Annotated in this window: 22 protein-coding genes and 1 pseudogene; 8 read left to right on the top strand and 15 right to left on the bottom strand. The window is 54.8% G+C overall.

From position 1 onward, the window contains the following. The first annotated feature begins 34 nt into the window (after nucleotides 1-34). Nucleotides 35-451, top strand: coding sequence for a translesion error-prone DNA polymerase V autoproteolytic subunit (umuD, locus tag F0Q32_RS15840; protein WP_149463832.1), 417 nt, complete (start codon nucleotides 35-37; stop codon nucleotides 449-451). Nucleotides 452-453: 2 nt separating this feature from the next. Next, nucleotides 454-1,719 (top strand): Y-family DNA polymerase, encoded by a 1,266-nt coding sequence (locus F0Q32_RS15845; protein WP_149463833.1) that lies wholly within the window; start codon nucleotides 454-456, stop codon nucleotides 1,717-1,719. Here the strand turns inward: F0Q32_RS15845 and F0Q32_RS15850 are convergent. Then, entirely contained in the window at nucleotides 1,696-2,295 is a 600-nt protein-coding gene (locus tag F0Q32_RS15850) for a TetR family transcriptional regulator (protein ID WP_149463834.1), read from the bottom strand. The genes F0Q32_RS15845 and F0Q32_RS15850 overlap by 24 nt on opposite strands. A 116-nt stretch (nucleotides 2,296-2,411) precedes the next feature. Between F0Q32_RS15850 and F0Q32_RS15855 the strand changes: the two genes are divergently transcribed. After that, on the top strand, nucleotides 2,412-3,899 hold the full coding sequence (locus F0Q32_RS15855; protein WP_149463835.1) for an MFS transporter: 1,488 nt from the start codon (nucleotides 2,412-2,414) through the stop codon (nucleotides 3,897-3,899). Between the two features lie 48 nt (nucleotides 3,900-3,947). Here the strand turns inward: F0Q32_RS15855 and F0Q32_RS15860 are convergent, their stop codons facing one another. Next, nucleotides 3,948-4,982, bottom strand: a complete 1,035-nt coding sequence (locus tag F0Q32_RS15860; RefSeq protein ID WP_108474200.1) for an AI-2E family transporter — start codon at nucleotides 4,980-4,982, stop codon at nucleotides 3,948-3,950. A 426-nt stretch (nucleotides 4,983-5,408) separates the two neighbouring features. Here F0Q32_RS15860 and mdtJ point away from each other — a divergent pair, with 426 nt between their 5' ends. Further along, complete coding sequence (gene mdtJ / locus F0Q32_RS15865) at nucleotides 5,409-5,771, top strand: multidrug/spermidine efflux SMR transporter subunit MdtJ (RefSeq protein WP_149463836.1); 363 nt, start codon at nucleotides 5,409-5,411, stop codon at nucleotides 5,769-5,771. After that, the gene (gene mdtI, locus F0Q32_RS15870) at nucleotides 5,758-6,087 is read left to right on the top strand and encodes a multidrug/spermidine efflux SMR transporter subunit MdtI (protein WP_149463837.1); all 330 of its coding nucleotides are present in this window, start codon (nucleotides 5,758-5,760) and stop codon (nucleotides 6,085-6,087) included. Before mdtJ ends, mdtI begins: the two co-directional genes overlap by 14 nt. 82 nt (nucleotides 6,088-6,169) lie before the next feature. Here the strand turns inward: mdtI and F0Q32_RS15875 are convergent, their stop codons facing one another. The 4 genes from F0Q32_RS15875 to F0Q32_RS15890 form a co-directional block, all read right to left on the bottom strand. Next, nucleotides 6,170-6,988 carry a serine protease gene (locus F0Q32_RS15875; protein ID WP_149463838.1) on the bottom strand — a complete coding sequence of 273 codons (819 nt, stop codon included), beginning with the start codon at nucleotides 6,986-6,988 and terminating at the stop codon, nucleotides 6,170-6,172. Between the two features lie 258 nt (nucleotides 6,989-7,246). Beyond that, entirely contained in the window at nucleotides 7,247-7,627 is a 381-nt protein-coding gene (gene asr, locus F0Q32_RS15880) for an acid resistance repetitive basic protein Asr (protein ID WP_149463839.1), read from the bottom strand. A gap of 153 nt (nucleotides 7,628-7,780) precedes the next feature. Continuing rightward, the gene (locus tag F0Q32_RS15885; protein WP_149463840.1) at nucleotides 7,781-9,265 is read right to left on the bottom strand and encodes a carboxypeptidase M32; all 1,485 of its coding nucleotides are present in this window, start codon (nucleotides 9,263-9,265) and stop codon (nucleotides 7,781-7,783) included. 99 nt (nucleotides 9,266-9,364) lie between these two features. After that, the gene (locus F0Q32_RS15890; RefSeq protein WP_149463841.1) at nucleotides 9,365-10,615 is read right to left on the bottom strand and encodes an MFS transporter; all 1,251 of its coding nucleotides are present in this window, start codon (nucleotides 10,613-10,615) and stop codon (nucleotides 9,365-9,367) included. Between the two features lie 116 nt (nucleotides 10,616-10,731). Between F0Q32_RS15890 and F0Q32_RS15895 the strand changes: the two genes are divergently transcribed. The 3 genes from F0Q32_RS15895 (at nucleotide 10,732) to bioD (ending at nucleotide 13,803) form a co-directional block, all read left to right on the top strand. Then, entirely contained in the window at nucleotides 10,732-11,649 is a 918-nt protein-coding gene (locus F0Q32_RS15895; protein WP_149463842.1) for a LysR family transcriptional regulator, read from the top strand. Between the two features lie 110 nt (nucleotides 11,650-11,759). Then, nucleotides 11,760-12,980, top strand: a complete 1,221-nt coding sequence (gene mlc, locus F0Q32_RS15900) for a sugar metabolism global transcriptional regulator Mlc (protein WP_149463843.1) — start codon at nucleotides 11,760-11,762, stop codon at nucleotides 12,978-12,980. A 127-nt stretch (nucleotides 12,981-13,107) separates the two neighbouring features. Next, the gene (gene bioD, locus F0Q32_RS15905) at nucleotides 13,108-13,803 is read left to right on the top strand and encodes a dethiobiotin synthase (protein ID WP_149463844.1); all 696 of its coding nucleotides are present in this window, start codon (nucleotides 13,108-13,110) and stop codon (nucleotides 13,801-13,803) included. On the opposite strand, the gene clcB is transcribed toward bioD, so the two are convergent. From clcB to F0Q32_RS15950, 9 genes and pseudogenes are all read right to left on the bottom strand, one after another. After that, nucleotides 13,756-15,048 (bottom strand): voltage-gated ClC-type chloride channel ClcB, encoded by a 1,293-nt coding sequence (clcB, locus tag F0Q32_RS15910; protein WP_149463845.1) that lies wholly within the window; start codon nucleotides 15,046-15,048, stop codon nucleotides 13,756-13,758. The genes bioD and clcB overlap by 48 nt on opposite strands. Nucleotides 15,049-15,234: 186 nt before the next feature. Next, nucleotides 15,235-16,383: an osmoprotectant ABC transporter ATP-binding protein OsmV gene (gene osmV, locus F0Q32_RS15915; RefSeq protein WP_149463846.1), complete on the bottom strand. Its 1,149-nt coding sequence runs from the start codon at nucleotides 16,381-16,383 to the stop codon at nucleotides 15,235-15,237. Further along, on the bottom strand, nucleotides 16,383-17,030 hold the full coding sequence (gene osmW, locus F0Q32_RS15920) for an osmoprotectant ABC transporter permease OsmW (protein ID WP_015964466.1): 648 nt from the start codon (nucleotides 17,028-17,030) through the stop codon (nucleotides 16,383-16,385). The genes osmV and osmW overlap by 1 nt, the downstream gene beginning before the upstream one ends. Before the next feature lie 9 nt (nucleotides 17,031-17,039). Further along, nucleotides 17,040-17,942, bottom strand: coding sequence for an osmoprotectant ABC transporter substrate-binding protein OsmX (osmX, locus tag F0Q32_RS15925; RefSeq protein WP_149463847.1), 903 nt, complete (start codon nucleotides 17,940-17,942; stop codon nucleotides 17,040-17,042). 16 nt (nucleotides 17,943-17,958) lie between these two features. Continuing rightward, nucleotides 17,959-18,669: an osmoprotectant ABC transporter permease OsmY gene (osmY, locus tag F0Q32_RS15930; protein ID WP_149463848.1), complete on the bottom strand. Its 711-nt coding sequence runs from the start codon at nucleotides 18,667-18,669 to the stop codon at nucleotides 17,959-17,961. 485 nt (nucleotides 18,670-19,154) lie between these two features. Further along, nucleotides 19,155-19,730 (bottom strand): annotated as a pseudogene (locus tag F0Q32_RS15935) (DmsC/YnfH family molybdoenzyme membrane anchor subunit); the annotation flags it as partial. Nucleotide 19,731: 1 nt separating this feature from the next. Further along, nucleotides 19,732-20,349: a DMSO/selenate family reductase complex B subunit gene (locus tag F0Q32_RS15940; RefSeq protein ID WP_149463849.1), complete on the bottom strand. Its 618-nt coding sequence runs from the start codon at nucleotides 20,347-20,349 to the stop codon at nucleotides 19,732-19,734. Nucleotides 20,350-20,359: 10 nt separating this feature from the next. After that, nucleotides 20,360-22,789, bottom strand: a complete 2,430-nt coding sequence (ynfF, locus tag F0Q32_RS15945; RefSeq protein ID WP_149463850.1) for a selenate/tellurate reductase subunit YnfF — start codon at nucleotides 22,787-22,789, stop codon at nucleotides 20,360-20,362. Between the two features lie 67 nt (nucleotides 22,790-22,856). Continuing rightward, on the bottom strand, nucleotides 22,857-23,901 hold a 1,045-nt coding region (locus F0Q32_RS15950), incomplete at its 5' end, for a molybdopterin dinucleotide binding domain-containing protein (RefSeq protein WP_149463851.1).

Here is a 23,901-nt window from a genome sequence, read left to right on the forward strand (position 1 = left end):
GGTATCCCTACCGCGACATATGGTGTTTACAGTTATGATGTACAAACTTGCAGAACAACGCGAGAGCGTAATTACGCCTCTTTTCAGTGACTTAGTGGCATGTGGTTTTCCCAGTCCGGCACGCGACTACGTTGAGCGCGGTATCGATCTTAACGAGTTTATGGTGGCGCACCCCAGTGCGACCTATTTTGTCCGCGCGGCGGGTGATTCCATGATCGACGCCGGTATCGGCAATGGCGACTTGCTGGTGGTCGATAGCGCCAGAACTGCCGGGCATGGCGATATTGTTATTGCCGCGGTTGATGGCGAATTTACCGTCAAGCGCCTGCAACTGCGTCCGATCATCCAATTGGTGCCCTGTAACCCGGCATATGTGCCTATCCGCATCAACGAAGATGTGCCGCTGGATATCTTCGGCGTGGTGACGTTTATCGTGAAAGCGGCCTGCTGATCATGTTTGCGCTGGTGGATGTGAACAGTTTTTATGCCTCCTGCGAAACAGTGTTCAGGCCGGATCTCAAAGGCAAACCGGTGGTGGTGCTGTCGAATAACGATGGTTGCGTCATTGCCCGTAGCGCAGAGGCGAAGTCACTGGTCGCGATGGGAGAACCCTATTTTAAGCAAAAGGAGCAGTTCCGCCGTCACGGCGTGATAGCGTTTAGCAGCAATTATGAGCTTTACGCGGATATGTCAGAACGCGTGATGACGACCCTGGAAGCGCTGGCTCCGAAAGTGGAAATCTACAGTATTGACGAAGCGTTTTGCGATCTTACCGGTGTCAAAAATTGCCGTGATTTGACCGATTTCGGTCGTGAAATTCGCGAAACAATCAGTCAACACATGCATTTAACCGTCGGGGTGGGGATCGCGCAAACCAAAACGCTCGCCAAGCTGGCGAACCATGCGGCAAAAAAATGGCAGCATCAAACGGGCGGCGTGGTTGATCTCTCCAGCCTCGAAAAACAGCGTAAACTGATGGCGGCATTCCCGGTCAGTGAAGTGTGGGGCATCGGCCGGCGGATCAGCAAAAAGCTGGAAGCGATGGGTATTCATACCGTGCTGGATCTCGCGGATACAGATATTCGCTTCATCCGTAAACATTTTAGCGTGGTACTGGAACGCACGGTGCGCGAGCTGCGCGGCGAGACGTGTCTTGAACTGGAAGAGTTTGTGCCGGTGAAGCAGGAGATTATCAGTTCCCGTTCCTTTGGCGCGCCGGTAACGGATTACGACGATATGCGTCAGGCCATTTGTGAATATGCGTGCCGGGCGGCAGAGAAGCTGCGTCTTGAACATCAGTATTGCCGGTTTATTTCGGCATTTATTAAAACATCTCCGTTTGCCGCCGGGCAGCCTTACTACGGCAATAGTGCATCGGTAAAACTGCTGACACCTACTCAGGATAGCCGCGATATTATTCAGGCCGCGACGCGCTGTCTGGAGGTTATCTGGAAAGAAGAGCGACGCTATCAGAAAGCGGGCGTAATGTTGGGGGATTTTTTCAGCCAGGGCGTTGCGCAGCTGAATCTGTTTGATGACAATGCGCCGCGCGCGGACAGCGAAGCGTTAATGAGCGTGTTAGATGCCATTAATCACAAGAGCGGGCGCGGGACGCTCTATTTTGCCGGGCAGGGTATCGCGCAGCCGTGGCAGATGAAACGGGAACTGCTCTCGCCGCGCTATACCACGCGGCTGTCAGATATCGTGTGTGTGCGGTAGTGAAAACAGCTCAAGGGCGATCGCGGCGTCCACATGCCGGTTAAAGGCGTCGTCATCAATATCCGTCATTCCCAGTGCGTACATGCCATCCAGTCCGCAAACCAGCGCAATCAGCCGCCAGGCGATATGCTCGGGGCTGTCGCGCAGGGTAAACTCCTGCGCTGCGTGGCCCTGGCGGATAATCGCCGTGGTTTCGTCATGCCAGATATGCATGGTGAGAATATAGGCCGCCTTGATATCGGGATCTTTCGCGGCAATCAGCTGCGCTTCCCGCCAGAGGCGAATATAGGGCTCAAACCCGCCATCATCGCTGCCGAGCATCGAGCATAAACGTTCACGCCACGTGGCGCTTTCTGGCAATGGATTAGCATCCAGCAGAGTACGGGTTAAGCGAATAAACGCCTGGGCTTTGAGTTCGCCCGCCGAGGCAAAATGGTGATGGACCTGGCCTGTGGCAACGTTGGCTTCCGTGGCGATCCGTCTGACGGTCATTGCGGGGAAACCTTCAGCCAGCGCCACGCGCATCGCCGCCTGCATAATTTCTTCCCGTCGTTCGTCCTTACTCAAATAACCCATGATTTTTCGTCCTCAATAATCGCGCAACGAGTTTAACAAAAAGCTGGACAGTTGTTCAACTTTCCGTAGGATCGCGTTCTGGACGGATGTCCAACTTTAATAAATGAGGGAGAGTTATGTTTCGTCAGTGGTTAGCGTTAGTGATTATCGTGCTGGTCTATATTCCGGTCGCCATCGATGCGACGGTGCTGCATGTGGCGGCACCGACGTTGAGTATGACGCTTGGAGCAAGCGGCAACGAGTTACTGTGGATCATTGATATCTACTCGCTGGTGATGGCGGGAATGGTACTGCCGATGGGGGCGCTGGGCGACCGCATCGGTTTTAAACGCCTGCTGTTGCTCGGCAGCGGATTGTTTGGCCTGGCGTCGCTGGCAGCAGCGTTTGCGCCCGATGCCGGCTGGCTTATTGCGGCGCGCGCCGTACTGGCGATTGGTGCGGCAATGATTGTTCCGGCGACGCTTGCCGGGATCCGCACACTGTTTATCGATGCGCGTCATCGTAATATTGCGCTTGGCGTCTGGGCTGCGGTCGGTTCCGGCGGGGCAGCCTTTGGCCCATTGATTGGCGGCATGTTGCTGGAGCACTTCTACTGGGGCTCGGTATTCCTGATTAACGTCCCCATCGTGTTGCTGGTGATGGCGCTTTCCGCGCGCTTCGTGCCGCAGCAGCCGGGCCGACGCGATCAGCCGTTGAACCTGAGTCACGCCATTATGCTGATTGTGGCGATCCTGCTGCTGGTGTATAGCGCCAAAACCGCGATGAAAGGGCTGGTTACGCCGTGGATTATCGGCGGGGCGTTCGTCACCGGCGCACTGTTATTAACGATGTTTGTTCGTATCCAGCTTCGTGCGGCGAAGCCGATGATCGATATGCGTCTGTTCAGCCACCGCATTATTTTGAGTGGCGTGGTGATGGCGATGACGGCAATGATTGCGCTGGTCGGTTTTGAGCTGCTGATGGCGCAGGAACTGCAGTTTGTACATGGTTTCACGCCGTTCGAGGCCGGGAAATTTATGCTACCGCTGATGGTGGCCAGTGGTTTCAGCGGCCCGATAGCCGGTGTGCTGGTCGCGCGTCTTGGTCTGCGTACTGTGGCAACGAGCGGCATGGCACTGAGTGCACTGAGCTTCCTCGGGCTGTCGATGCTGGATTTCAGCACCCAACAGTGGCAGGCGTGGGGGTTGATGGTCTTACTCGGGTTTAGCGCCGCCAGCGCCTTGCTGGCGTCAACGGCGGCAATTATGGCCGCAGCGCCGAAGGAAAAAGCAGCGGCTGCCGGGGCGATTGAAACCATGGCTTATGAGCTGGGCGCAGGGTTAGGCATTGCCGTCTTTGGCTTACTGCTGAGCCGCAGTTTTTCCGCGTCCATTATTCTGCCGGAAGGGCTGACGGGCGATATCGCGGCGCGCGCCTCGTCATCGATTGGCGAAGCGGTTAAAGCGGCGCAAATCCTGACGCCGACGCTTGCCGAGGCCACGATTAATGCCGCACGTATCGCGTTTACCTTCTCGCACAGCGTCGCGTTAAGCAGTGCCGGGATGATGCTGTTACTGTTGGCGGTTGGGATGTGGTTTAGTCTGGCAAAAGCAGGTAAATCGTAAGAGAAGAAGAGGCTGCCGACGAGATGTCGGCAGCTTTGCGTGACGCTGTCACTTATCGCTGAGATCGCTCAACAGCACGGCAATACTCCTGCCGCCGATGGTTTGCTCAAGGGCAATCTTGACCACAATGGTGAGCGGTACCGAAAGCAGCATCCCCACGGGCCCAAGCAACCATCCCCAGAAGATCAACGACAGAAAGACCACCAGCGTTGACAGCCCGAGCCCGCGTCCCATAATGCGCGGTTCGAGGATATTACCGAACAGCAGGTTGATCAGCAGATATCCTGCCAGCACAATCAGCGCCTGATAAAACCCGCCAAAAACCAGCACCTGTAAAATCGGCGGGATCGCCGCCAGCACGGAACCGATGTTAGGGATATAGTTCAGCGCGAACGCGAGTAGCCCCCAGACAAACGCGAAACGTACGCCCAGCGCTTCCAGCATACCCCACGCCACCAGGCCGGTCACCAGGCTTATTGCCGTTTTCAGCACCAGATAATGTGAAACGCTGTCGATTGCCCGCTGGATCGCCGCCATTCCTTCTGTCGGTTTGACCATCAGTTGCTGGAGTTTGGCCGGAAGCTGCGGCACTTCCAGCAGCATAAACACCACGGTTAACAACAGAAGAAAAATCGAAGACATCGCGTTAGAGAGCTGTGTCAACAGGCTGGTGACAAAGGTCATCGCGGCGTTGGGGTCGATATATTTAATCAACTCATCAGCTGAGACTGTCACGCCAAAGCGCTCCAGCCAGGGCTGAATATTCTGTAGCGGCACCTGTAGAGACGAACGGTACTGCGGCAATGTGCGCGCCAGCTCGTTAAGCGAAGTGCCGAGTGACGCCAGCAGCAGGACGGCAACCATAATAATTAGGCAGATCAGTAAAGAGATAGCCAGCACGCGGGGAATGCGCCAGCGGGTCATCAGTTGCACGACCGGGTTAAGCACCACGGCGATAAACAGCGCCAGTACGAAGGGAACAATGATATCCGCCGCAAAACGAATACCCGTCAAAATGATGACCAGCATGCCCAGCATGATGACAATTTTTAATCCATTAAGCGTAATGATGGGCTTGGCCATAAGGGTTCCTGAAAAAAGTGTACAAAAAGCCTGAATATCATAATTGCGAACGGTCTGAGAAGGAACTCACTTAGATCTAATATTTATGGTAAAGATCTGAAAATATTTTGAGTTAATCAGAAGGTTGTGCTAAAAATTAGCTGTGTTTAACTACCGAGGACAATTTTTTTCCGCAACGAAGAGAAGCAATACCGCGGATAATTGTATTTTTATGGACAATCAGTTCAAAACTTTCATTTCCACTCACACCGCTGTTTTACCTACCTCCAGCTCGCTCTGTGCAGAGCAGCACTGGCGCAACGCGCTTTAGTCTATATCTTCTGCCTGAACTGACGCCCGCCGTCAGGACTCATTACAACCTGGATTTTACGGTTTGCACCTCGCTGTGAGCCGCAACGGAATATATTCTCAAGCAGGAGAAATAACATGTTTTACTGGATTCTTTTATCCCTTGCGATCGTCGCTGAAATTATCGGCACGCTGTCTATGAAATGGGCCGCTGTCAGTCACGGTTCTGCTGGCTTTATTTTGATGCTGGTAATGATTGCCATCTCTTATATTTTCCTTGCCTTCGCGGTTAAAAAAATCGCGCTGGGTGTGGCCTACGCCTTGTGGGAAGGTATTGGTATTTTGCTGATTACGCTCTTCAGCGTCATGTTGTTTGATGAAGCGCTCTCGGCGATGAAGATTGCCGGTCTGGCGACGCTGGTAGCGGGGATTGTGTTGATTAAATCCGGTACCCGCAAAGTGAAATCTCAGCCGGTGGAGGCTCAGCATGCAACAGTTTGAGTGGGTTCACGCCGCCTGGCTGGGGCTGGCAATCGTGCTGGAAATTATCGCTAATATCTTTTTGAAGTTCTCGGATGGTTTTCGCCGCAAATTCTATGGCGTGCTATCGATCTCCGCAGTGCTGGCGGCGTTTAGCGCCTTGTCGCAGGCGGTAAAAGGTATCGATTTATCCGTAGCCTATGCGTTATGGGGGGCCTTCGGGATTATGGCTACGCTGGCGGCGGGCTGGATCCTGTTTGGTCAACGCCTGAATAACAAAGGCTGGATGGGGCTCGGCCTGCTGATAATCGGCATGGTGCTGATTAAAATGGCCTGATGGCAGGGCGCTACGTTTGTCAGGCCTACGAAATGCACAAGCGTTGTAGGCCAGGTAAGCGTAGCGCCACCCGGCGCAAAGATTACTCTGTCGCCAGCGCTTCCAGCTTATCGCGAAAACCCGTCACCGAAATGGCCCGGTTATCCGCGCGCCAGCGATCTTTCGGCCCTGGTGCCGAACTCTGTACCGCAATCAATTGCCAGCCATTATCGGTTTTTAACATTAATGGCGAGCCGCTGTCGCCCGGTAGCGTATCGCACTGGTGCGACAGCACCGACGTTTGCGCCCATCCGGTGACCACGCAGTTTTGATGGCTGTACAGCGAATCAAGGTGATCTTCCGGGTAGCCAGATTGCGTCACTTTACGGTCCGCTGCCTTCAATGCGGCGGTGAGCGCGGCTTTATCGCCCTCAAACAGCGGCAGCGGCGTAATACCTCCCGGCGGATAGCGTAAAATAATTAAGCCAAAATCCCACGGCGCGGCGGCAGACGGAACAATCCAGCCATCGCCATCGGGTTTCAGGCGTTTACCAAGCGAAGGATCGACACGGCCTTCAATGCCGTGAATTTCATAACGCCAGACGCCTTTCTGGGACACAAAACGCAACGCGACCGCTTTATCCGGCTTGCCATTAGGCGGCGTCAGTAAACAATGTCCGGCGGTTAACGCCAGATGGGGCGAAATGAGGGTGGCGGTGCACAGGTTACCACTGACGGTTTCCAGTTGACCGATAGCATCCCAGGGGGAGTCTGTTGAATCGGTCACAAGGGTGCGATCGTCCTGACCGAAAAACAGCGTTTTGACATCTTTCGCGCTCATGCCGCTATCGCCGTCATCCGCATGTACAGCCATCGACAGCGCGCTCAACGATCCCAGTAAAACGAAAACAGCTCTACGCATATCACTCTCTGGTGGGGTAATTATGATTATAAAAAGTTAAACCCAATGTGATTACTATAGACGGGACAAATGAAAAGGGGGAGTAAAATCAGCGAACTACGCTCAGTAAAGGAAAAATCGCGTTGCGATCAGTGCGCAGACGATGAGTAAAGCCAGGATGAGCTCGAAACGATAGCGCCGCAACATCATTGCTCTCCAGGAAAAAATCGGCGCTGAAACAGCGCCGATTTGTCATCGGAACGATACGAACGGTGACGATTAGGCAGCAGGCTGAGCGGCTGGTTTAGCGGCTTCGTGTTTTACTGCTTTTTTATGGTGTTTTTTTGCTGCCTGGGCTTTCTGCTCAGCAGCAGCCGGTTTAGCGGCTTCATGTTTTTTATGTTTCTTAGCGGCTTGCGCTTTCTGTTCTACCGGTTTGGTCGCTTCGGTTTTAGCCGCTTTTTTGTGGTGTTTTTTTGCAGCCTGCGCTTTCTGTTCTGCGGCGGCTTTCTGATGTTTTTTGTGATGCATGGTTTTTGCCGGTGCAGCTTTAGCGGTTGCGGTAGCAGTCGGTGCCGGAGCAGCAGTATTTTCAGCAGCGAATGCAGCAGATGACAGACCCATAGCAGCGGCAACAACCAGAGCTAATACTTTTTTCATTCTCATACCCTCGAATTGGTTTTTTCATTCAACCCCACTGCGGGGCCGTTGAAAGAACTATATCCCTGAGTTATCAGGCTTTCCGTGAGTGATTGGTATCAGCGTGTAACCATATGTACAACGCCGAAGGAGACACCTCCGGCGTGAGTAGAATTACAGATAGCGGGCGGTGAGATGTTCGCGGAAATAGCGGCTGTTCAGGTCTTCGCCAGTCGCCTGCTGAATAAGCTGCGAGGTACCAAAGCGGCTACCGTGCTGCCAGATATTCTGGCGCAGCCACTCGAACAACGTGCTGAAATTACCGCTGGCAATACGTGATTCGAGATCCGGCATTGCATTACGCGCCGCATGCATCAATTGCGCGGCGTACATCGCGCCCAGCGTGTAGGAAGGGAAATAACCGAAGCCGCCGTCGGTCCAGTGAATATCCTGCATACAACCATCGCGGTAGTTCCCTTCCGTCGAGAGCCCCAGCCAGTGACGCATTTTTTCATCCCACAGGGCGGGAATATCATCCACTTCAATCTCGCCATCAATCAACGCGCGTTCAATTTCGTAACGCAGGATTACGTGCGCCGGGTAACTCACTTCATCGGCATCAATACGGATAAAGCCCGGTTTCACGCGCTGATTCCAGGCAACAAAGTTTGAGGCCTCAAAGGCGGGTTGCGGGCCAAACTGTTCAACAACCGCCGGAAGCAAATGCTGAAGGAAGGCATCGCTGCGCGCCAGTTGCATCTCAAAGAACAGACTTTGCGATTCGTGAATGGCGGTTGAACGCGCGTGAGACACCGGCTGGCCCAGCCAGTTACGCGGCAGATTTTGCTCATAACGTGCATGCCCGGTTTCGTGGATCACGCCGAAGAGAGCACTTAACAGGTCATGCTCATTATAACGAGTGGTGATGCGAACATCTTCCGGTACACCGCCGCAGAAAGGATGCGCACTGACGTCCAATCGACCAGCGTTAAAATCAAAGCCGAGACGTTTCATCGCTTCCAGCCCTAACAGGCGCTGATTTTCAACTGGGAACGGGCCTTGCAGGGCGATCAGCGTTTTGCTGGCCTGTTTTTCTACCGCGTTGGTTAACAGTTCTGGCAGCCAGGATTTGAGATCGCCAAATAACACGTCCAGTCGAGCGCTGGTCATATCGGGCTCAAAAATATCCAGCAGGGCATCATAGGGTGAGCAACCTTTGGCCTGCGCACGGATACGCGCTTCTTCCCGGCTGAGTTTAACCACGTCTTTTAGATTTTCCGCGAAGCCCTGCCAGTCGTTATTCGGGCGCTGCGTTCGCCAGGCGTGCTCGCAGCGGCTACCGGCCAGCGATTTGGCTTCTACCAGGCTTTCCGGCAACAGGGCCGCCTGCTGATAATGACGTGCCATTTCACGCAGGTTAGCCTGTTCGAGATCGTTAAGATTTTCCTGTTCCGCGTTGCGCAGCCACTCACCAACGTGCTTATCGGTCAGGATCTGGTGCTGCAACACGCCAAGTTCAGCCAGCGCTTCGCTACGCGCGTTGCTGCCGCCTGGCGGCATCATGGCAAACATATCCCAGCCCGCGATGGCGGAAAGGTGTGAAAAACGGGAGAGACGCTGGAAGGTGCGGGTGAGGTGTTGGTAGTTTTTGTTTTCCATAGTGCCCTGTTTTCTATAAGAGAGAAGGCGACACGCGCCGATAGAATCAGATCTATCACAGGGCGATAAGCGGGCGCAAAAAATTCGCGCCCGTCGCCATCAATGCAATCGTTTATGCAGCAACGTTCCAACCAGTAATGCCGCAACCAGCAGCAGGGCGATAAACGCGCCGACGCCATTCCAGCCGTAACGATGCCAGAACACGCCGCCCAGCGTACCGGCGATGCTGGAACCCAGGTAGTAGCTGAAGAGATAAAGCGATGATGCCTGACCTCTGGCACGTCGTGCACGTGGGCCTATCCAGCTACTGGCAACCGAGTGCGCGGCAAAGAAGCCTGCGGAAAACAGTAACATGCCGGGGAAGATGACCCACAGCGGCGAGAAGAGCGTCAGCAGCAGGCCGAGCAGCATGACGCCTGTGAAAAAGATCATCACCGGGCCGCGACCGTAGCGGGCCGTCATCATGCCAGCTTTCGGTGAACTCCAGGTTCCCGTGAGATAAGCGACGGAGAGCAGGCCAACCACGGCCTGATTCAGCGACCAGGGCGAGAGCATCAGGCGGTAGCCGATATAGTTAAACAAGGTAACGAACGCGCCCATCAGCAGGAAGCCTTCGACAAACAGCAGCGGCAGGCCGCGATCGTGCCAGTGCAGACGGAAATTGAGCAGCAGCGTTTTCGGGCGCAGGGAGGACGGGCGGAAATGGCGCGATTCAGGGAGGATCTTCCAGAACATAATTGCTGAAGCCAGCGCGAGGGCGCTGATCACCGCCAGAGCGATACGCCAGCCGAAGAAGTCGGTGAAAACCCCGGTCAGCAGGCGTCCGCTCATCCCGCCTATTGAGTTACCGCTAATATAGAGACCCATAGAGAAGGCGACGAAACTCGGGTGAATCTCTTCACTGAGGTAGGTCATGCCAACCGCCGCCACGCCGCTGAGTGATAAACCAATCAGCGCGCGCATGACGAGAATGCCGTGCCAGCTGGTCATCATCGTGGAGAGGAGAGAGCAACACGATGCCAGCAGCAGCGCCGTGACCATAACCTGTTTGCGGCCAATGGCATCGGAAAGCGGCCCGGTAAAGAGCAGCCCTATCGCCAGCATCGCCGTGGAAATCGATAGCGAAATACTGCTTCCCGCGGGCGAGATACCAAACTCATGTGACAGCACCGGCAGAATCGGCTGAACGCAGTAGAGCAGGGCAAAGGTCGCCAGCCCGGCGGAGAAAAGCGCGAGGGTAACCCGAATAAACTGAGGTGTGCCGCGAGTAATAAACTGGTTCGGCCTGGAAGGGGCATTGTCGCGGACGTCGATAGCCGGTTCGTTGTCTGCGGTGGTTGTACGGCTCACGGGGAGATCCTTGCGTAAAAACAAAAGGTAATAGAGATGTAGGTCACATAATTAGAGTAGGAAAACGCGAATATTCTGTCTAATATATTAATAATCTCAATTGATATGTAACAAATATGAATATCGAGCTGCGTCATCTGCGCTACTTTATTGCGGTAGCGGAAGAGCTCCATTTTGGTCGCGCCGCTGCCCGGCTTAATATTTCTCAGCCGCCGCTAAGTCAGCAAATTCAGATGCTTGAACAGCAAATCGGCGCCCGTCTGTTTGCCCGTACCAACCGCAGCGTAAATCTCACGGCGGCGGGAAAGCAGTTTCTTGCCGATAGCCGCCAAATCATGCTGCTGGTTGAAGACGCCGCCGCCCGCGCAGGGCGTTTGCATCATGGCGAAACGGGTGAGTTGAATATTGGCTTTACCTCATCGGCCCCCTTTATTAAGGCGGTATCCGATACGCTCTCGACCTTTCGTCGTCGCTATCCCGATGTCCATATCCAGACGCGCGAAACCAATACCCGTGAGCAGATTTCGCCGCTAACCGAAGGTTCGCTGGATCTCGGTTTGATGCGAAACACGCAGCTTCCTGACACGCTGGAGTGGGAGGTGATCCTGCATGAGCCGCTGCTGGCGATGATTCATCATGAGCATCCGTTAGCGAATCAGCGGGCAGTAAGTCTGACAGAGCTGGCTGATGAGCCTTTTGTCTTCTTCGATCCACACGTGGGAACGGGCCTGTATGACGATATCCTGGGCTTGCTGCGTCGCTATGATGTGACGCCGCGTATGACCCAGGAAGTGGGCGAGGCGATGACCATTATTGGCCTGGTGGCGTCCGGGCTCGGGGTATCAATACTCCCGGCGTCGTTTCGGCGTGTGCAGCTCATGGAAATGCGCTGGGTGCCCATCATTGAAAAGGATGCCGTTTCAGAAATGTGGCTGGTGTGGTCTAAACATCATGAACTTAGTCAGGCTGCCCAGCGCTTTAAGCAACAGCTACTGGCTGCGGCAAAGATAAGCACTTCTGACGAAAAAGCATGAAAAAATGTGCGGCGAATCACAAGGCTAAGGAAAAATTTGGCGTACCCCATTGAAGTCCTTCACCATAGCCCTGAGATTATTTCGAAGCGCGAAAATAAAGGGAGTCTACGGTGGTAGCGGACAGTCAGCCAGGCCATATCGATCAAATAAAGCAGACCAATGCGGGCGCGGTGTATCGCCTGATTGATCAGCTTGGCCCGGTGTCGCGTATCGACCTCTCCCGGCTGGCGCAACTGGCGCCGGCCAGTATTACCAAAATTGTACGTGAAATGCTCGAAGCGCACCTGGTGCAGGAAACTGAAATTCAGGAACCCGGCAGCCGCGGGCGTCCAGCCGTCGGTTTGATGGTGGAAACGGAAGCCTGGCACTATCTGGCGCTGCGTATCAGCCGGGGAGAAATTCACCTCGCGCTTCGCGATCTCAGTAGTAAGCTGGTGGTCGAAGAGCGTCTCGAACTGGCGCTTCAGGACCCACAACCGCTTTTGAACCGCATTATCACGCAAATCGATCAGTTCTTTATTCGCCATCAGGGCAAGCTGGAGCGTTTAACGGCTATCGCCATTACGCTTCCCGGAATCATTGATACGGAAAGCGGAATCATTCACCGGATGCCTTTTTACGAGGATGTGAAAGATATGCCGCTTGGGGAAACCCTGGCGGCGCATACGGGCGTACCTGTTTATATTCAGCATGATATCAGTGCATGGACCATGGCTGAGGCGCTGTTTGGTGCATCACGCGGGGCGCGGGATGTCATTCAGGTGGTGATTGATCATAACGTGGGCGCGGGGGTGATCACCGACGGTCGTCTGCTTCATGCGGGCAGCAGTAGCCTGGTGGAGATTGGCCATACGCAGGTCGATCCTTACGGAAAACGTTGTTACTGCGGTAACCACGGCTGCCTGGAAACCATCGCCAGCGTTGAGAGCGTACTGGAGCTGGCGCAGGTGCGAATGCATCAGTCGATGAGTTCGATGCTGCATCAGCAGCCGCTGACGGTGGAGTCGCTGTGTCTGGCGGCAGTTAAGGGCGATTTACTGGCAAAAGATATCATCACCAGCGTTGGCACCAACGTCGGGCGCATCCTGGCCATCATGGTGAATTTATTCAATCCACAAAAAATACTTATCGGTTCGCCGTTTAATCAGGCTGCCGATATCCTCTTCCCGGCGATCAGCGACTGTATTCGTCAGCAGTCACTTCCGGCTTACAGCAGGCATATCTCCGTTGAACAGACTCAGTTCTCAAACCGTGGCACGATGGCCGGTGCGGCGCTGGTCAAAGATGCGCTCTATAACGGATCGCTGCTGATTCGACTGTTACAGGGTTAACATTTTTTCACTGTCGCGCAAAAAATTGCGCTATCTCAAGCCGGGATTCTGGTTCATCACGTAGACTTTCACCACTTTAAATTATTTCTGGTCTGTATATTTCACCGGCATAACTGTGGAGTTAGTAATGCTTAACCGTTTCTTTATTACTGGTACTGATACTTCTGTCGGCAAGACGGTGGTTTCCCGTGCGCTACTGCAGGCGCTGGCAGCCAGCGGGAAACGAGTAGCCGGGTACAAACCTGTGGCAAAAGGCAGCAAAGAGACCCCTGAAGGGTTACGCAACAAAGATGCGCTGGTGCTGCAAAGCGTGTCATCGCTGGAACTACCGTATGATGCGGTGAACCCGATTGCCCTGAGTGAAGAAGAGAGCAGCGTCGCGCATAGCTGCCCAATTAACTACACGCTGTTGTCAAACGGGCTCGCCAGCCTGAGCGAAAAAGTGGACAACGTGGTGGTTGAAGGGACCGGCGGCTGGCGCAGTCTGATGAATGACCTGCGCCCACTTTCTGAATGGGTGGTTCAGGAGCAATTGCCGGTTGTGATGGTGGTCGGGATTCAGGAAGGGTGCATCAACCATGCGCTGCTGACGGCTCAGGCCATCGCTAACGACGGCCTGCCGCTCATTGGCTGGGTGGCGAACCGCATCAACCCCGGTCTGGCGCATTATGCTGAAATCATTGATGTGCTGAGTAAAAAACTGCCCGGGCCGCTGATAGGCGAGTTGCCGTATCTGCCGCGTCCTGAACAACGTGAATTGAGCCATTACATTGACTTATCCATGCTGAGTAGTGTGCTCACGGTAGATAGAATCCTGGCGTAAGGTTCGCGACAGCACTGACGCCAGCACGCAGGCAATCAATAAACCGGGCAGAACGCTATATTGCCCGGTCATTTCACAAATCATCAATGTCGACATGATCGGCGCATGTGTGGTTGCCGCCAGCAGCGTCGCCATGCCGCTCATCCCCAGTAAGACGGCGATTAACGGCTGATCGGGTAGCCAAATCCCACCCAGCTGCGCAAACAGCATACCCACTGCCATTCCCAGAAACAGCGTTGGCGTAAACACACCGCCCGGCGCGCCGGAACCGCTACTGGCGAGGATCGCCAATAGTTTACAAATGAATATCCCTGAAATAGCGGCAAGCAACGGCGGAGACAGCAGCGAGGCATGCACCACGCTGTAGCCATTTCCCCAGACCGCGGGCGTCAGTAGCGACAGCAGGCCAACAATCAACCCGCCGAGCGCCAGTTGCCAGGGCGGAGAGAGTTTCAGGCGCAAAAAGAGGTTGTGCGTGGCATTCATTAACCACATCAATAACGGGCCACATACGCCCGCCAGCAGACTGGTGGCGATAATTAACACGTAGGCTGTTACGCTGAGCGTTGCCGGTAGGTTGACGGTGTATAGAGGTTCGCTGCCGCCACCAATAAAATGTGTGGTCAGCAACGCGACAACAGCAGACACCACGACCGGGCCAAGCGAGGCCAGAATCAGCGTGCCAAACAGAATTTCAGCGATAAACAGGCTGCCTGCCAGCGGTGCGTGGTAGGCGCTCGCCATCCCGGCGGCGGCACCACAGGCAATCCACAATTTCCATTCGTCGCGTGCGGTAAATCGTTGAGCAAACCACGACGCCGCCAGTGCCGCCAGCAGGATCATCGCTCCTTCACAGCCAATTGCGCTGCCGCTGACCACCACCAGTAACGATGCCAGGGATTTTACCAGGCTGGCGCCATAATCAAATTGCCCGTCGGTGCGCAGCGCTTCCATGTAGTCCGTGGGCGCGTGAGGCCGTTGTTGATTTAATCGCTGCCAGCCCCACAAGAGCATTCCCGCCGCAAATCCACCGAGTGCAGGCGTCAGCACGCGCCGCCAGGCGGAAAGCCCCGTCGCGGCGTTAACGAGACTGCCGGTATCGTTGCTGAGGAATAGCCACTCCAGAAACAGCATGGCATGGCGAAACCCTGCGACGGCCAATGCGGCAAGCACGCCAGTAATGGCGGCAAACAGCAGACGACGTAGCATGGTGCGCAGATCGGGATAAGCGTGAAGACGTTGCATGAGCGGTTTCAACACAAAGAAGTTCAGGCGGCTATTTTGCGGGGAAAGCAGGGGAGATGCAAAAGCTGTGGGTGCGGATCCCCCTCACCCTAACCCTCTCCCACAGGGAGAGGGGACCGTTCGTGCCAGTGGTTAAGTGTGTGCGGTTTTCTCCCTCTCCCTGTGGGAGAGGGCCGGGGTGAGGGCTTAGTTCTCGCTATAAATATTCAGCGCCCGACGTGTACGCCCGGAGCTGAGGTAATCGGCAATATAATCCTGCGATATCTCGCCGTTATAGCGCCCGTCCTCATCGACAATCGGCATCCAGCTGGTGTTGCTCTCATAGAGTTTCGACAGCACCACGCGCAGGTTATCTTCTGCCTTGCCGGTGACGCGGAACGGGTGAATCAAGTCAGAACATACGCCGCTCGCCTGACGCGCTTCGCGGCGCTTCACAAATCCGAGCGGTTTGCCTTCCTCATCCACCACGGTCAGTGCACGAATGTCGTTGTCATCCATAATACCGAACGCTTCGGCAAGCGGCGTTGAACTGCGGGCGGTGATCGTCGGTTGCTGGTCGGTAACATCGCCTGCCGAGACCAGGAGCAGGCGCTTCAGCGTGCGATCCTGGCCGACAAATGAGCCGACGAATTCATTGGCCGGTTTCGCCAGCAACTCATCCGGGCTGGCGCACTGAACAATACGCCCCTGTCGGAATACTGCGATACGGTCGCCCAGTTTCAGTGCTTCATCGATATCATGACTCACCAGCATGACCGTTTTCTTCAGGGCTCGCTGCATCTCCAGGAACTGGTTCTGAATCACTTCACGGTTGATGGGGTCGACTGCGCCGAAAGGTTCATCCATCAGCAGCACCGGCGGATCCGCCGCCAGCGCACGGATCACGCCAATACGCTGTTGCTGGCCGCCGGACATCTCTTTGGGGTAGCGGTGAAGGAATTTTTTCGAATCCAGCGCCACCATTTCCATCAGTTCCTGTGCGCGGGTTTTGCAGCGGGCTTTATCCCAGCCCAACATGCGTGGCACCACGGTGATGTTTTCTTCAATGGTCATATTCGGGAACAGACCAATTTGCTGGATAACATAGCCAATGTTGCGACGCAGCGTTACTGTATCCATCTCATCGGTATTTTGCCCGTTGATGAGGATGGTCCCGCTGCTCGGTTTAATCAGGCGGTTAATCATCTTCAGGGTGGTGGTTTTGCCACAGCCGGACGGCCCCAGCAATACGCACATTTCGCCTTCTGGCACATTCAGGTTCACGTTATCAACGGCCTTTAACGGTTGACCGTTTTTCTGTGAAAATTGTTTAGTGAGGTTTTCCAGTTTTATCATTATCGTATCCCCTTCGGTGTCAGAGCGATTTGCAGGCGATGTAGCAGCCAGTCGAGCACAATCGCCAGTAAGCAAATCATCAGTGCGCCAGCGATCAACATGCGGATGTCACTTCCGCCGATGCCGTTCAGTAACAGTAATCCCAGCCCGCCAGCGCCAATGACGGCCGCAATTGCCATCACGCCAATGTTCATCACCACGGCGGTGCGAATACCACCGAAAATCACCGGTAATGCCATCGGAATTTCTACCCAGCGCAGACGCTGCCAGAAGGTCATGCCGATCCCACGTCCTGCTTCACGCAGGCCCGGCGGCAGGGCGTCCAGCGCCGTATGCGTGTTGCGTACAATCGGCAGCAGTGAATAGAGAAAAACGGCGGTGACGGCGGGCAATACGCCAATCCCGTGACCGATCAGCGAAAATAGCGGGATCATGAGGCCAAAAAGGGCGATAGACGGAATGGTCAGCAGCAGTGTCGCGACACTCAGTACCGGCGTCGCCAGCCACTTATGGCGCACGATGAGGATGCCGAGCGGTACGCCAATAATAATCGCAAGGCCCACTGCCAGCGCCACCAGCCACAGGTGCTGAAGGGTGAGCGTAGCAAGGTACCCTGCGTTATCCATCATGTAATGCAACGTGTCCATAAGCGCTCCTTACAGCATGCCTTTGTCTTGCAGGAATTTACGGGCCACCTGCTGCGGGGTTTGATGGTCGATATCCACCTGCGCGTTGAGCGTGGCGATCACATCGTTATTGAGCAGGCCGGAGAGGGTATCCAGCGCCTCTTCAAGACCCGGATTGGCCTCCAGCACGTCTTTACGCACCACCGGCGTCACGGCGTAACTCGGGAAGAAACCTTTGTCATCCTCCAGCACTTTCAGGTCGAAGCCTTTCACGCGACCATCGGTGGTGTAGATAAGCCCGGCATCGACAAAACCATCTCGTACCGCGTTATAGACCAGACCTGGGTCCATCTGGCGGATCTGCGGGCGATCAAGCGGCATGTTGTAGGCTTCCTGCAACGGTTTCATGCCGTCACTGCGCCCGGCGAATTCGAGGTCCAGCCCCAGACGCCAGTTTTTATCCGGGTCGGTCTGGCGGATATGCTCAATCTTCTCCACCATTTGCGACATGGTGGTAATGCCTTCTGCTTCCGCGCGCTTACGCTGCATGGCGAAGGCATAGGTGTTGTTCATATCCGCTGGTTTAAGCCACACCAGGCCCAGTTTGGCATCCAGCCGTTTTACCGTGTCGTAAGACTCCTGCGGGCTCATTCGTTTGTTGATGTGATTAAAGATAATCAGTGAGGTACCGGTGTACTCCCACGTCATATCAATCTGTTTGTTGATCATCGCGTTACGCGAGATAACGGTCGCGATATTGGTTTGCGGCTGTACCTGGAACCCTTTCTTTTGCAGATACTGCACGGTCATCGCCGATAAAATATGCTGTTCGGTAAAACTTTTGGTGGCCAGGGTAATCGGCGCGGCCTGTACGGTTCCGGCAAACAGTAACGTGGCACTAAACCACCCCAGCAGCTGTTTTTTAAAAGTCATGTCACGCTCCTTATGTTCAGGCTGTATGGGGGCTAAGCACGCGTCCAAGCCAGGCGAGCAGAGAATCAAGAATCAGGGCAAACAGGGCGGTGGCCGTTGCGCCTAAAATCAGGGTTGGGAAATCGTTAAGGTAGATACCCGGGAAAATCAGTTCGCCGTAGCTGCTGGCACCGATCAGGAAGGCGAGCGGGGCCGTACCGACGTTGATCGCGGTTGCGATGCGAATCCCTGACAGCATCACCGGCCAGGCGTTAGGCAGTTCGACCTGCCAGAGCCGTTGCAACTTCGTCATGCCAATACCGTTCGCCGCTTCAATCAGCGAAGGCGGGACCGACTTCAGGCCGGAGTAGGTGTTACGCACAATCGGCAGCAGCGAAGCGAGGAATAGCGCCACGATAGCTGGGATATCACCGATCCCGATGACCACCATCGCCAGCGCCAGTACTGCCAGCGGCGGCAGCGTGTTACCAACGTTGAAAATCTGCATCACATATTCGGCAACCCCTTTCGCCGCAGGGCGACTCAGCAGGATACCGCTGGGAATGCCGACCAGCAGGGCAAAAAACATCGAGATAAAGACGAGTTTAAGGTGTTGTTGACCCAGGTAGATCAGGTCAACCTGACGGGCTTTTATCGTGTCCAGTCCGATACCCCAGGCGAGGAGCGCCAGAACAAGAACAATCGCGCCTGTAAAGCCCAGAAAGCGCATAAGGGGGGAAGCCTGCATTGCTGTGTTTCTCCCTGTTATAGGTTTTTATTAACGCGTCATATTCACAGTGACGCATTTGACCTATAGCAATGCATGGGCAGGTATTCCAGAAATAGGGGTATTTATTTTGCGCAGCTTTTGAGCGAAATCAGTAAGTTGGCTATACGGGAGAACGGTTTGCGGGGGTTATGTAGAATAGTCTTAAAAGTCATTGCGAGAAGTGACGTTGTCACAATTAAAGTGACCGGATAAGGCGTTTTTTACGCCACTATCCGGCACGACGGACATTATCGATACAGCGTTTTCACGGCGACGGGAATCAGCAACTGAGAGTGCCATTGCGCCAGCGTCTGCTGCGCTAATTCGCCCAATGCCTGATAAAACGGATGATTAGCGTTGGCGACAAACTCTTCCAGAAAACGCGTGGACCATGGAAAGAGATGCCAGGCCAATAACTGTTCGCACAGGGCATGTTGCTCATTTTCCGCCAGCCAGGCGGCCAGCAGCAGCAGGGCGAGAACGCTGACTGCCGCAAAGGTGACCCCGTTAAATATCACGCGCGCTGCACGCAGTAGCAGGGCGGCAAACAGCGGGCCGCTGACGAACGCCGTCAGGAAGAAGGCCAGCGTCGTATAGCCATTATACCAGGTTGGAACGGTATCGATCTGATAAACACGGGTCATTGCCCAGATAAATACCAGACCCAGAACCATACTTACCAGTAACCAGAGTTTGCCCAGCGTTTCCGGCATTTTCCCCAGTACGGCCACCAGCCACCAGAATCCGCCGACGGCAAAGAAAATCGACCCGGCGGCAATTTCATTACTCAGCCCAGACGCGCCCACGCGGTTCAGGGAGTTAAACGCCCGCAGCGGTGAGCCGAGGTGCATAATCGACGCCAGAAAACCGACGCCCATCACCAGCCATAAAAAGAACATACTGCGCACCAGACGTTGACGCGCGGCAGTGTCGTCTTTTAGGGCAAACCAGCCGAGCCCGCTGACAATCAGCGCCCCAGCAACGCACTGGCCCAGTACGGTGAAGAGTACCAGCGGCCATTCATGCCATCCATTTCCCATTTCAGACCTCCTTTGGGTTTGCCAGATAACCGGTGGTATCGCCGGTCGGGCGCGCGTTAGCGTTAGGTTTAATCACAATGTTTGGTTTGGTGAAATGCGCAGATGGCAGCGGCGCGACGGACGCCAGGTTACCGTGTTTCTTACGCAGTTCATCGATAGGGCCAAAGTCCAGCGCGCGCAGCGGGCAGGATTCGACACAAATCGGTTTTTTGCCATCGGCGACGCGGTCATGACAGCCGTCACATTTGGTCATATGGCCCTTTGCGGCATTGTATTGCGGCGCGCCGTACGGGCAGGCCATATGGCAATAGCGACAGCCGATGCAGACATCTTCATCGACGACTACGAAACCATCTTCACGCTTGTGCATCGCCCCGCTTGGGCACACCTTGGTACATGCCGGATCTTCACAATGGTTGCAGGAGATGGAGAGGTAGTAGGCGAACACATCCTGATGCCAGACGCCGTTATCCTCCTGCCAGTTGCCGCCCGCGTATTCATAAATGCGACGGAAGCTGACATCGGGGCCCAAATCTTTGTAATCCTTACACGCCAGCTCGCAGGTTTTGCAGCCTGTGCAGCGGGCGGAATCAATATAAAAGCCGTACTGGGTTGTCATCGGTTACTCCTTATACCTTTTCAACCTGAACCAGATTGCTGTGGGACGGGTTGCCTTTCGCCAGCGGTGATGGACGGTGAGAGGTGAGAATGTTGATACTGCCGCCGTGATCGAGACGATCGCCGAACATATCGGCTTTCAGCCATGCGCCTTGTCCGATGGCGGTGACGCCTGGCAAAATGCGCGGCGTGACTTTCGCCGGGATTAGCATCTGGCCGTGCTGGCTGGAGACACGAACGGTATCGCCATTAGCAATGCCGCGCGGCTGCGCATCGACCGGGTTGATCCAGATTTCCTGCGGGCAGGCCTGTTGCAGCACGTCAATATTGCCGTAGCTGGAGTGGGTACGCGCTTTATAGTGGAAACCGGTTAACTGCAGCGGATAGGTTTTCCGTGCTGGGTCGCTCACGCCGTCGAAGCCTGGCGCATAGGCCGGCAGCGGGTGAATGATTTCATCCTCTTTCAGCTCCCAGGTTTTAGCGATATCTGCCAGCCGTTCAGAGTAGATCTCGATTTTCCCTGATGGCGTTTTCAGCGGATTCGCCGCCGGATTTTCACGGAAATCGCGGAAGGCAACATAGTGTTCTTCCGGGCATTTTTTCTTGAAGATGCCGAGAGTTTTCATCTCCTCATAAGACGGCATTTCCGGGTTACGTTCTTTGGTTTTGGCGTGCAGATACTGGATCCACTCATGCTGAGTGCGCCCTTCAGTGAATGTTTGATACACATCCGGGCCCAGACGTTTGGCGATTTCAGAAAGAATCTCATAAATCGGACGACGTTCGAACTTCCGGCTGGTTGCCGGTTGACCGAGGATGACGTAACCCATGTTCCCGGCGGATTCATGAGAAATCAGATCTTCCTGCTCGGTCGGCATGAGATCGGGCAGCAGAATGTCGCAATATTTTGCCGACGCCGTCATGAAATGCTCGATGCCGACAATCATTTCGCACTTGCTGTCGTCCTGCAAAATCTCATGGGTGCGGCTGATATTACCGTTCTGGTTGATAAGCGTATTGCTGGCATAGCACCACATGAACTTAATCGGCACGTCGAGTTTATCTTTCCCGCGCACGCCGTCGTGGATGGCGGTCATTTTCTCGCCGTGATCAATAGCGTCCGGCCAGGTGAAGACAGAGATTTGTGTCTTCACCGGGTTATCGAGCATCGAGAACCACTCCACACCGAGATCCCAGGTACCTTCTCGCACGCCAGAGTTACCACCGTTGATACCGACATTACCCGTTAAGATGGAGAGCATAGCGATGGCACGAGCGTTTTGTTCGCCGTTTGAGTGACGCTGCGGCCCCCAGCCCTGGCAAATGTAGACCGGTTTTGCGCTACCGATTTCACGCGCCAGCTTGATGATTTTATCCGCCGGAATGCTGGTGATTTGCGCCGCCCATTCAGGTGTTTTCGCGATGCCATCGGGGCCATCACCCAGAATATAGGCTTTGTAGTGCGCATTACGCGGGGCGCTGGCGGGCAGTGTTTTTTCGTCGTAGCCGACGCAGTATTTATCAAGGAAAGGTTGGTCGACAAGGTTTTCAGTGATTAACACCCAGGCGATTGCCGCGGCCAGCGCGCCGTCGGTGCCAGGGCGAATCGGCAGCCACTCATCTTCACGCCCGGCTGCGGTATCGTTATAGCGCGGGTCGATGACTATCATGCGGGCATTCGAGCGTTCGCGCGCCTGTTCCACATAATAGGTGACGCCGCCGCCGCTCATGCGCGTTTCCGCCGGGTTGTTGCCGAACATCACCACCAGTTTGGTGTTAGCGATATCGTCCGGGCTATTGCCATCGTTACTGCCGAACATGTAGCTCATGGCGGCGCTGATTTGTGCGGTACTGTAACTGCCATAACGACTCAGGTAACCGCCGCATGAGTTCATCAGGCGATAAGGCACGTTAGAGTTGGTGATGTTCCCGCCGTCGACGCCGGTGCCGTAGAGCACGTGCACCGCTTCGTTACCGTAATCTTTCAGAATGCGTTTCAGGTTATCGCCGATGGTATCCAGCGCTTCATCCCACGAAATACGCTCGAATTTGCCTTCACCACGCTTACCGACGCGTTTCATCGGGTATTTCAGGCGATCCGGGTGATTCATTCGGCGGCGAATCGAGCGCCCGCGCAGACAGGCGCGAACCTGATGGTTGCCGTAGATATCTTCGCCAGTGGTGTCTGATTCCACCCAATAAACGCTGTCGTCTTTGACGTGAAGCCGTAACAGGCAGCGACTGCCGCAGTTTACGGTACACGAACTCCAGACTGCTTTTTCCTCCACCGGCGCCAGTTTATCCGCCGCATTTGCGATGCGGGTAAATGGCAGTGTGAAGGCGCTGCTGGCGGCGGCCAGGCCGCCTATCGCGGAGGTTTTCACCAGATTTCGGCGGCTAATCTTCGCCCTCATAAGCGCCTCAGGCGCGATGATTTTCATAGTGACTCACTTATTTGCTTTTCCATAATTAAAACGCCCGAGCCAAAAGACACTCGGGCAAAACGTGTTATACCTTTTCGACTTGCACCAGATTGGTGTGCTGTGGGTTACCTTTCGCCAGCGGGGAGGGGCGCTGAGTGGTGAGGGTGTTGACGCAGCCGCCGTGGTCGATTTTATCGCCCGTCATATTGGCGTCATGCCACGCGCCCTGGCCCATGGCGCTGACGCCAGGCAGAATGCGCGGGGTGACTTTTGCGGGAAGACGCACTTCACCACGATCGTTAAAGACGCGCACCATATCGCCGTTAGCGATCCCGCGCGGCTGCGCGTCGACCGGGTTAATCCACACTTCCTGACGGCAGGCGGCTTGTAATACATCCACGTTGCCGTAGCTGGAGTGCGTGCGGGCTTTATAGTGGAAACCGAACAGCTGAAGCGGGAACTGGCTGCGTTTCGGGTCGTCCCAACCTTCGAAGGTGGAGGCATAAACGGGAAGCGGGCTGATGACCTCATCTTTTTGCAGCTCCCAGCTGTTGGCGATTTTCGCCAGACGGCTGGAGTAAATCTCAATTTTTCCGGACGGCGTTTTCAGCGGGTTCGCTTGCGGATCGTCGCGGAAGGCTTTATACGCAACAAAATGGCCGTTCGGATCTTTACGCTTATAGATCCCCATCTTTTTCAGCGCATTATAAGAGGGTAGCGCAGGGTCTTTGGCTTCCATTTTGGCGTAAAGATAGCGTAGCCACTCTTCCTGAGTACGCCCTTCGGTGAAGCGCTGGTGGATATCCGGGCCCAGACGCTTTGCGACTTCGCTGGTGATCCAGTAGATAGGTTTACGCTCAAATTTTGGCGCGGTGGCGGGCTGGATGAAAATCAGATAGCCCATATTCCCGGCGTAGTCGTTGGGAATAATGTCTTCCTGTTCAACGGTCATCAGGTCAGGCAGCAGAATATCGGCGTACTTCGCCGATGAGGTCATAAAGTTCTCGATAACCACAATCATTTCGCACTTTGACTCATCCTGTAAAATGTCATGGGTGCGGTTGATATCGGAATGCTGATTGGTAATGGTGTTACCCGCGTAGTTCCAGATGGACTCCATTGTCAGACGG

It is taken from the genome of Pseudocitrobacter sp. 73 (assembly GCF_008369545.1).
GTDB lineage: Bacteria > Pseudomonadota > Gammaproteobacteria > Enterobacterales > Enterobacteriaceae > Pseudocitrobacter > Pseudocitrobacter vendiensis.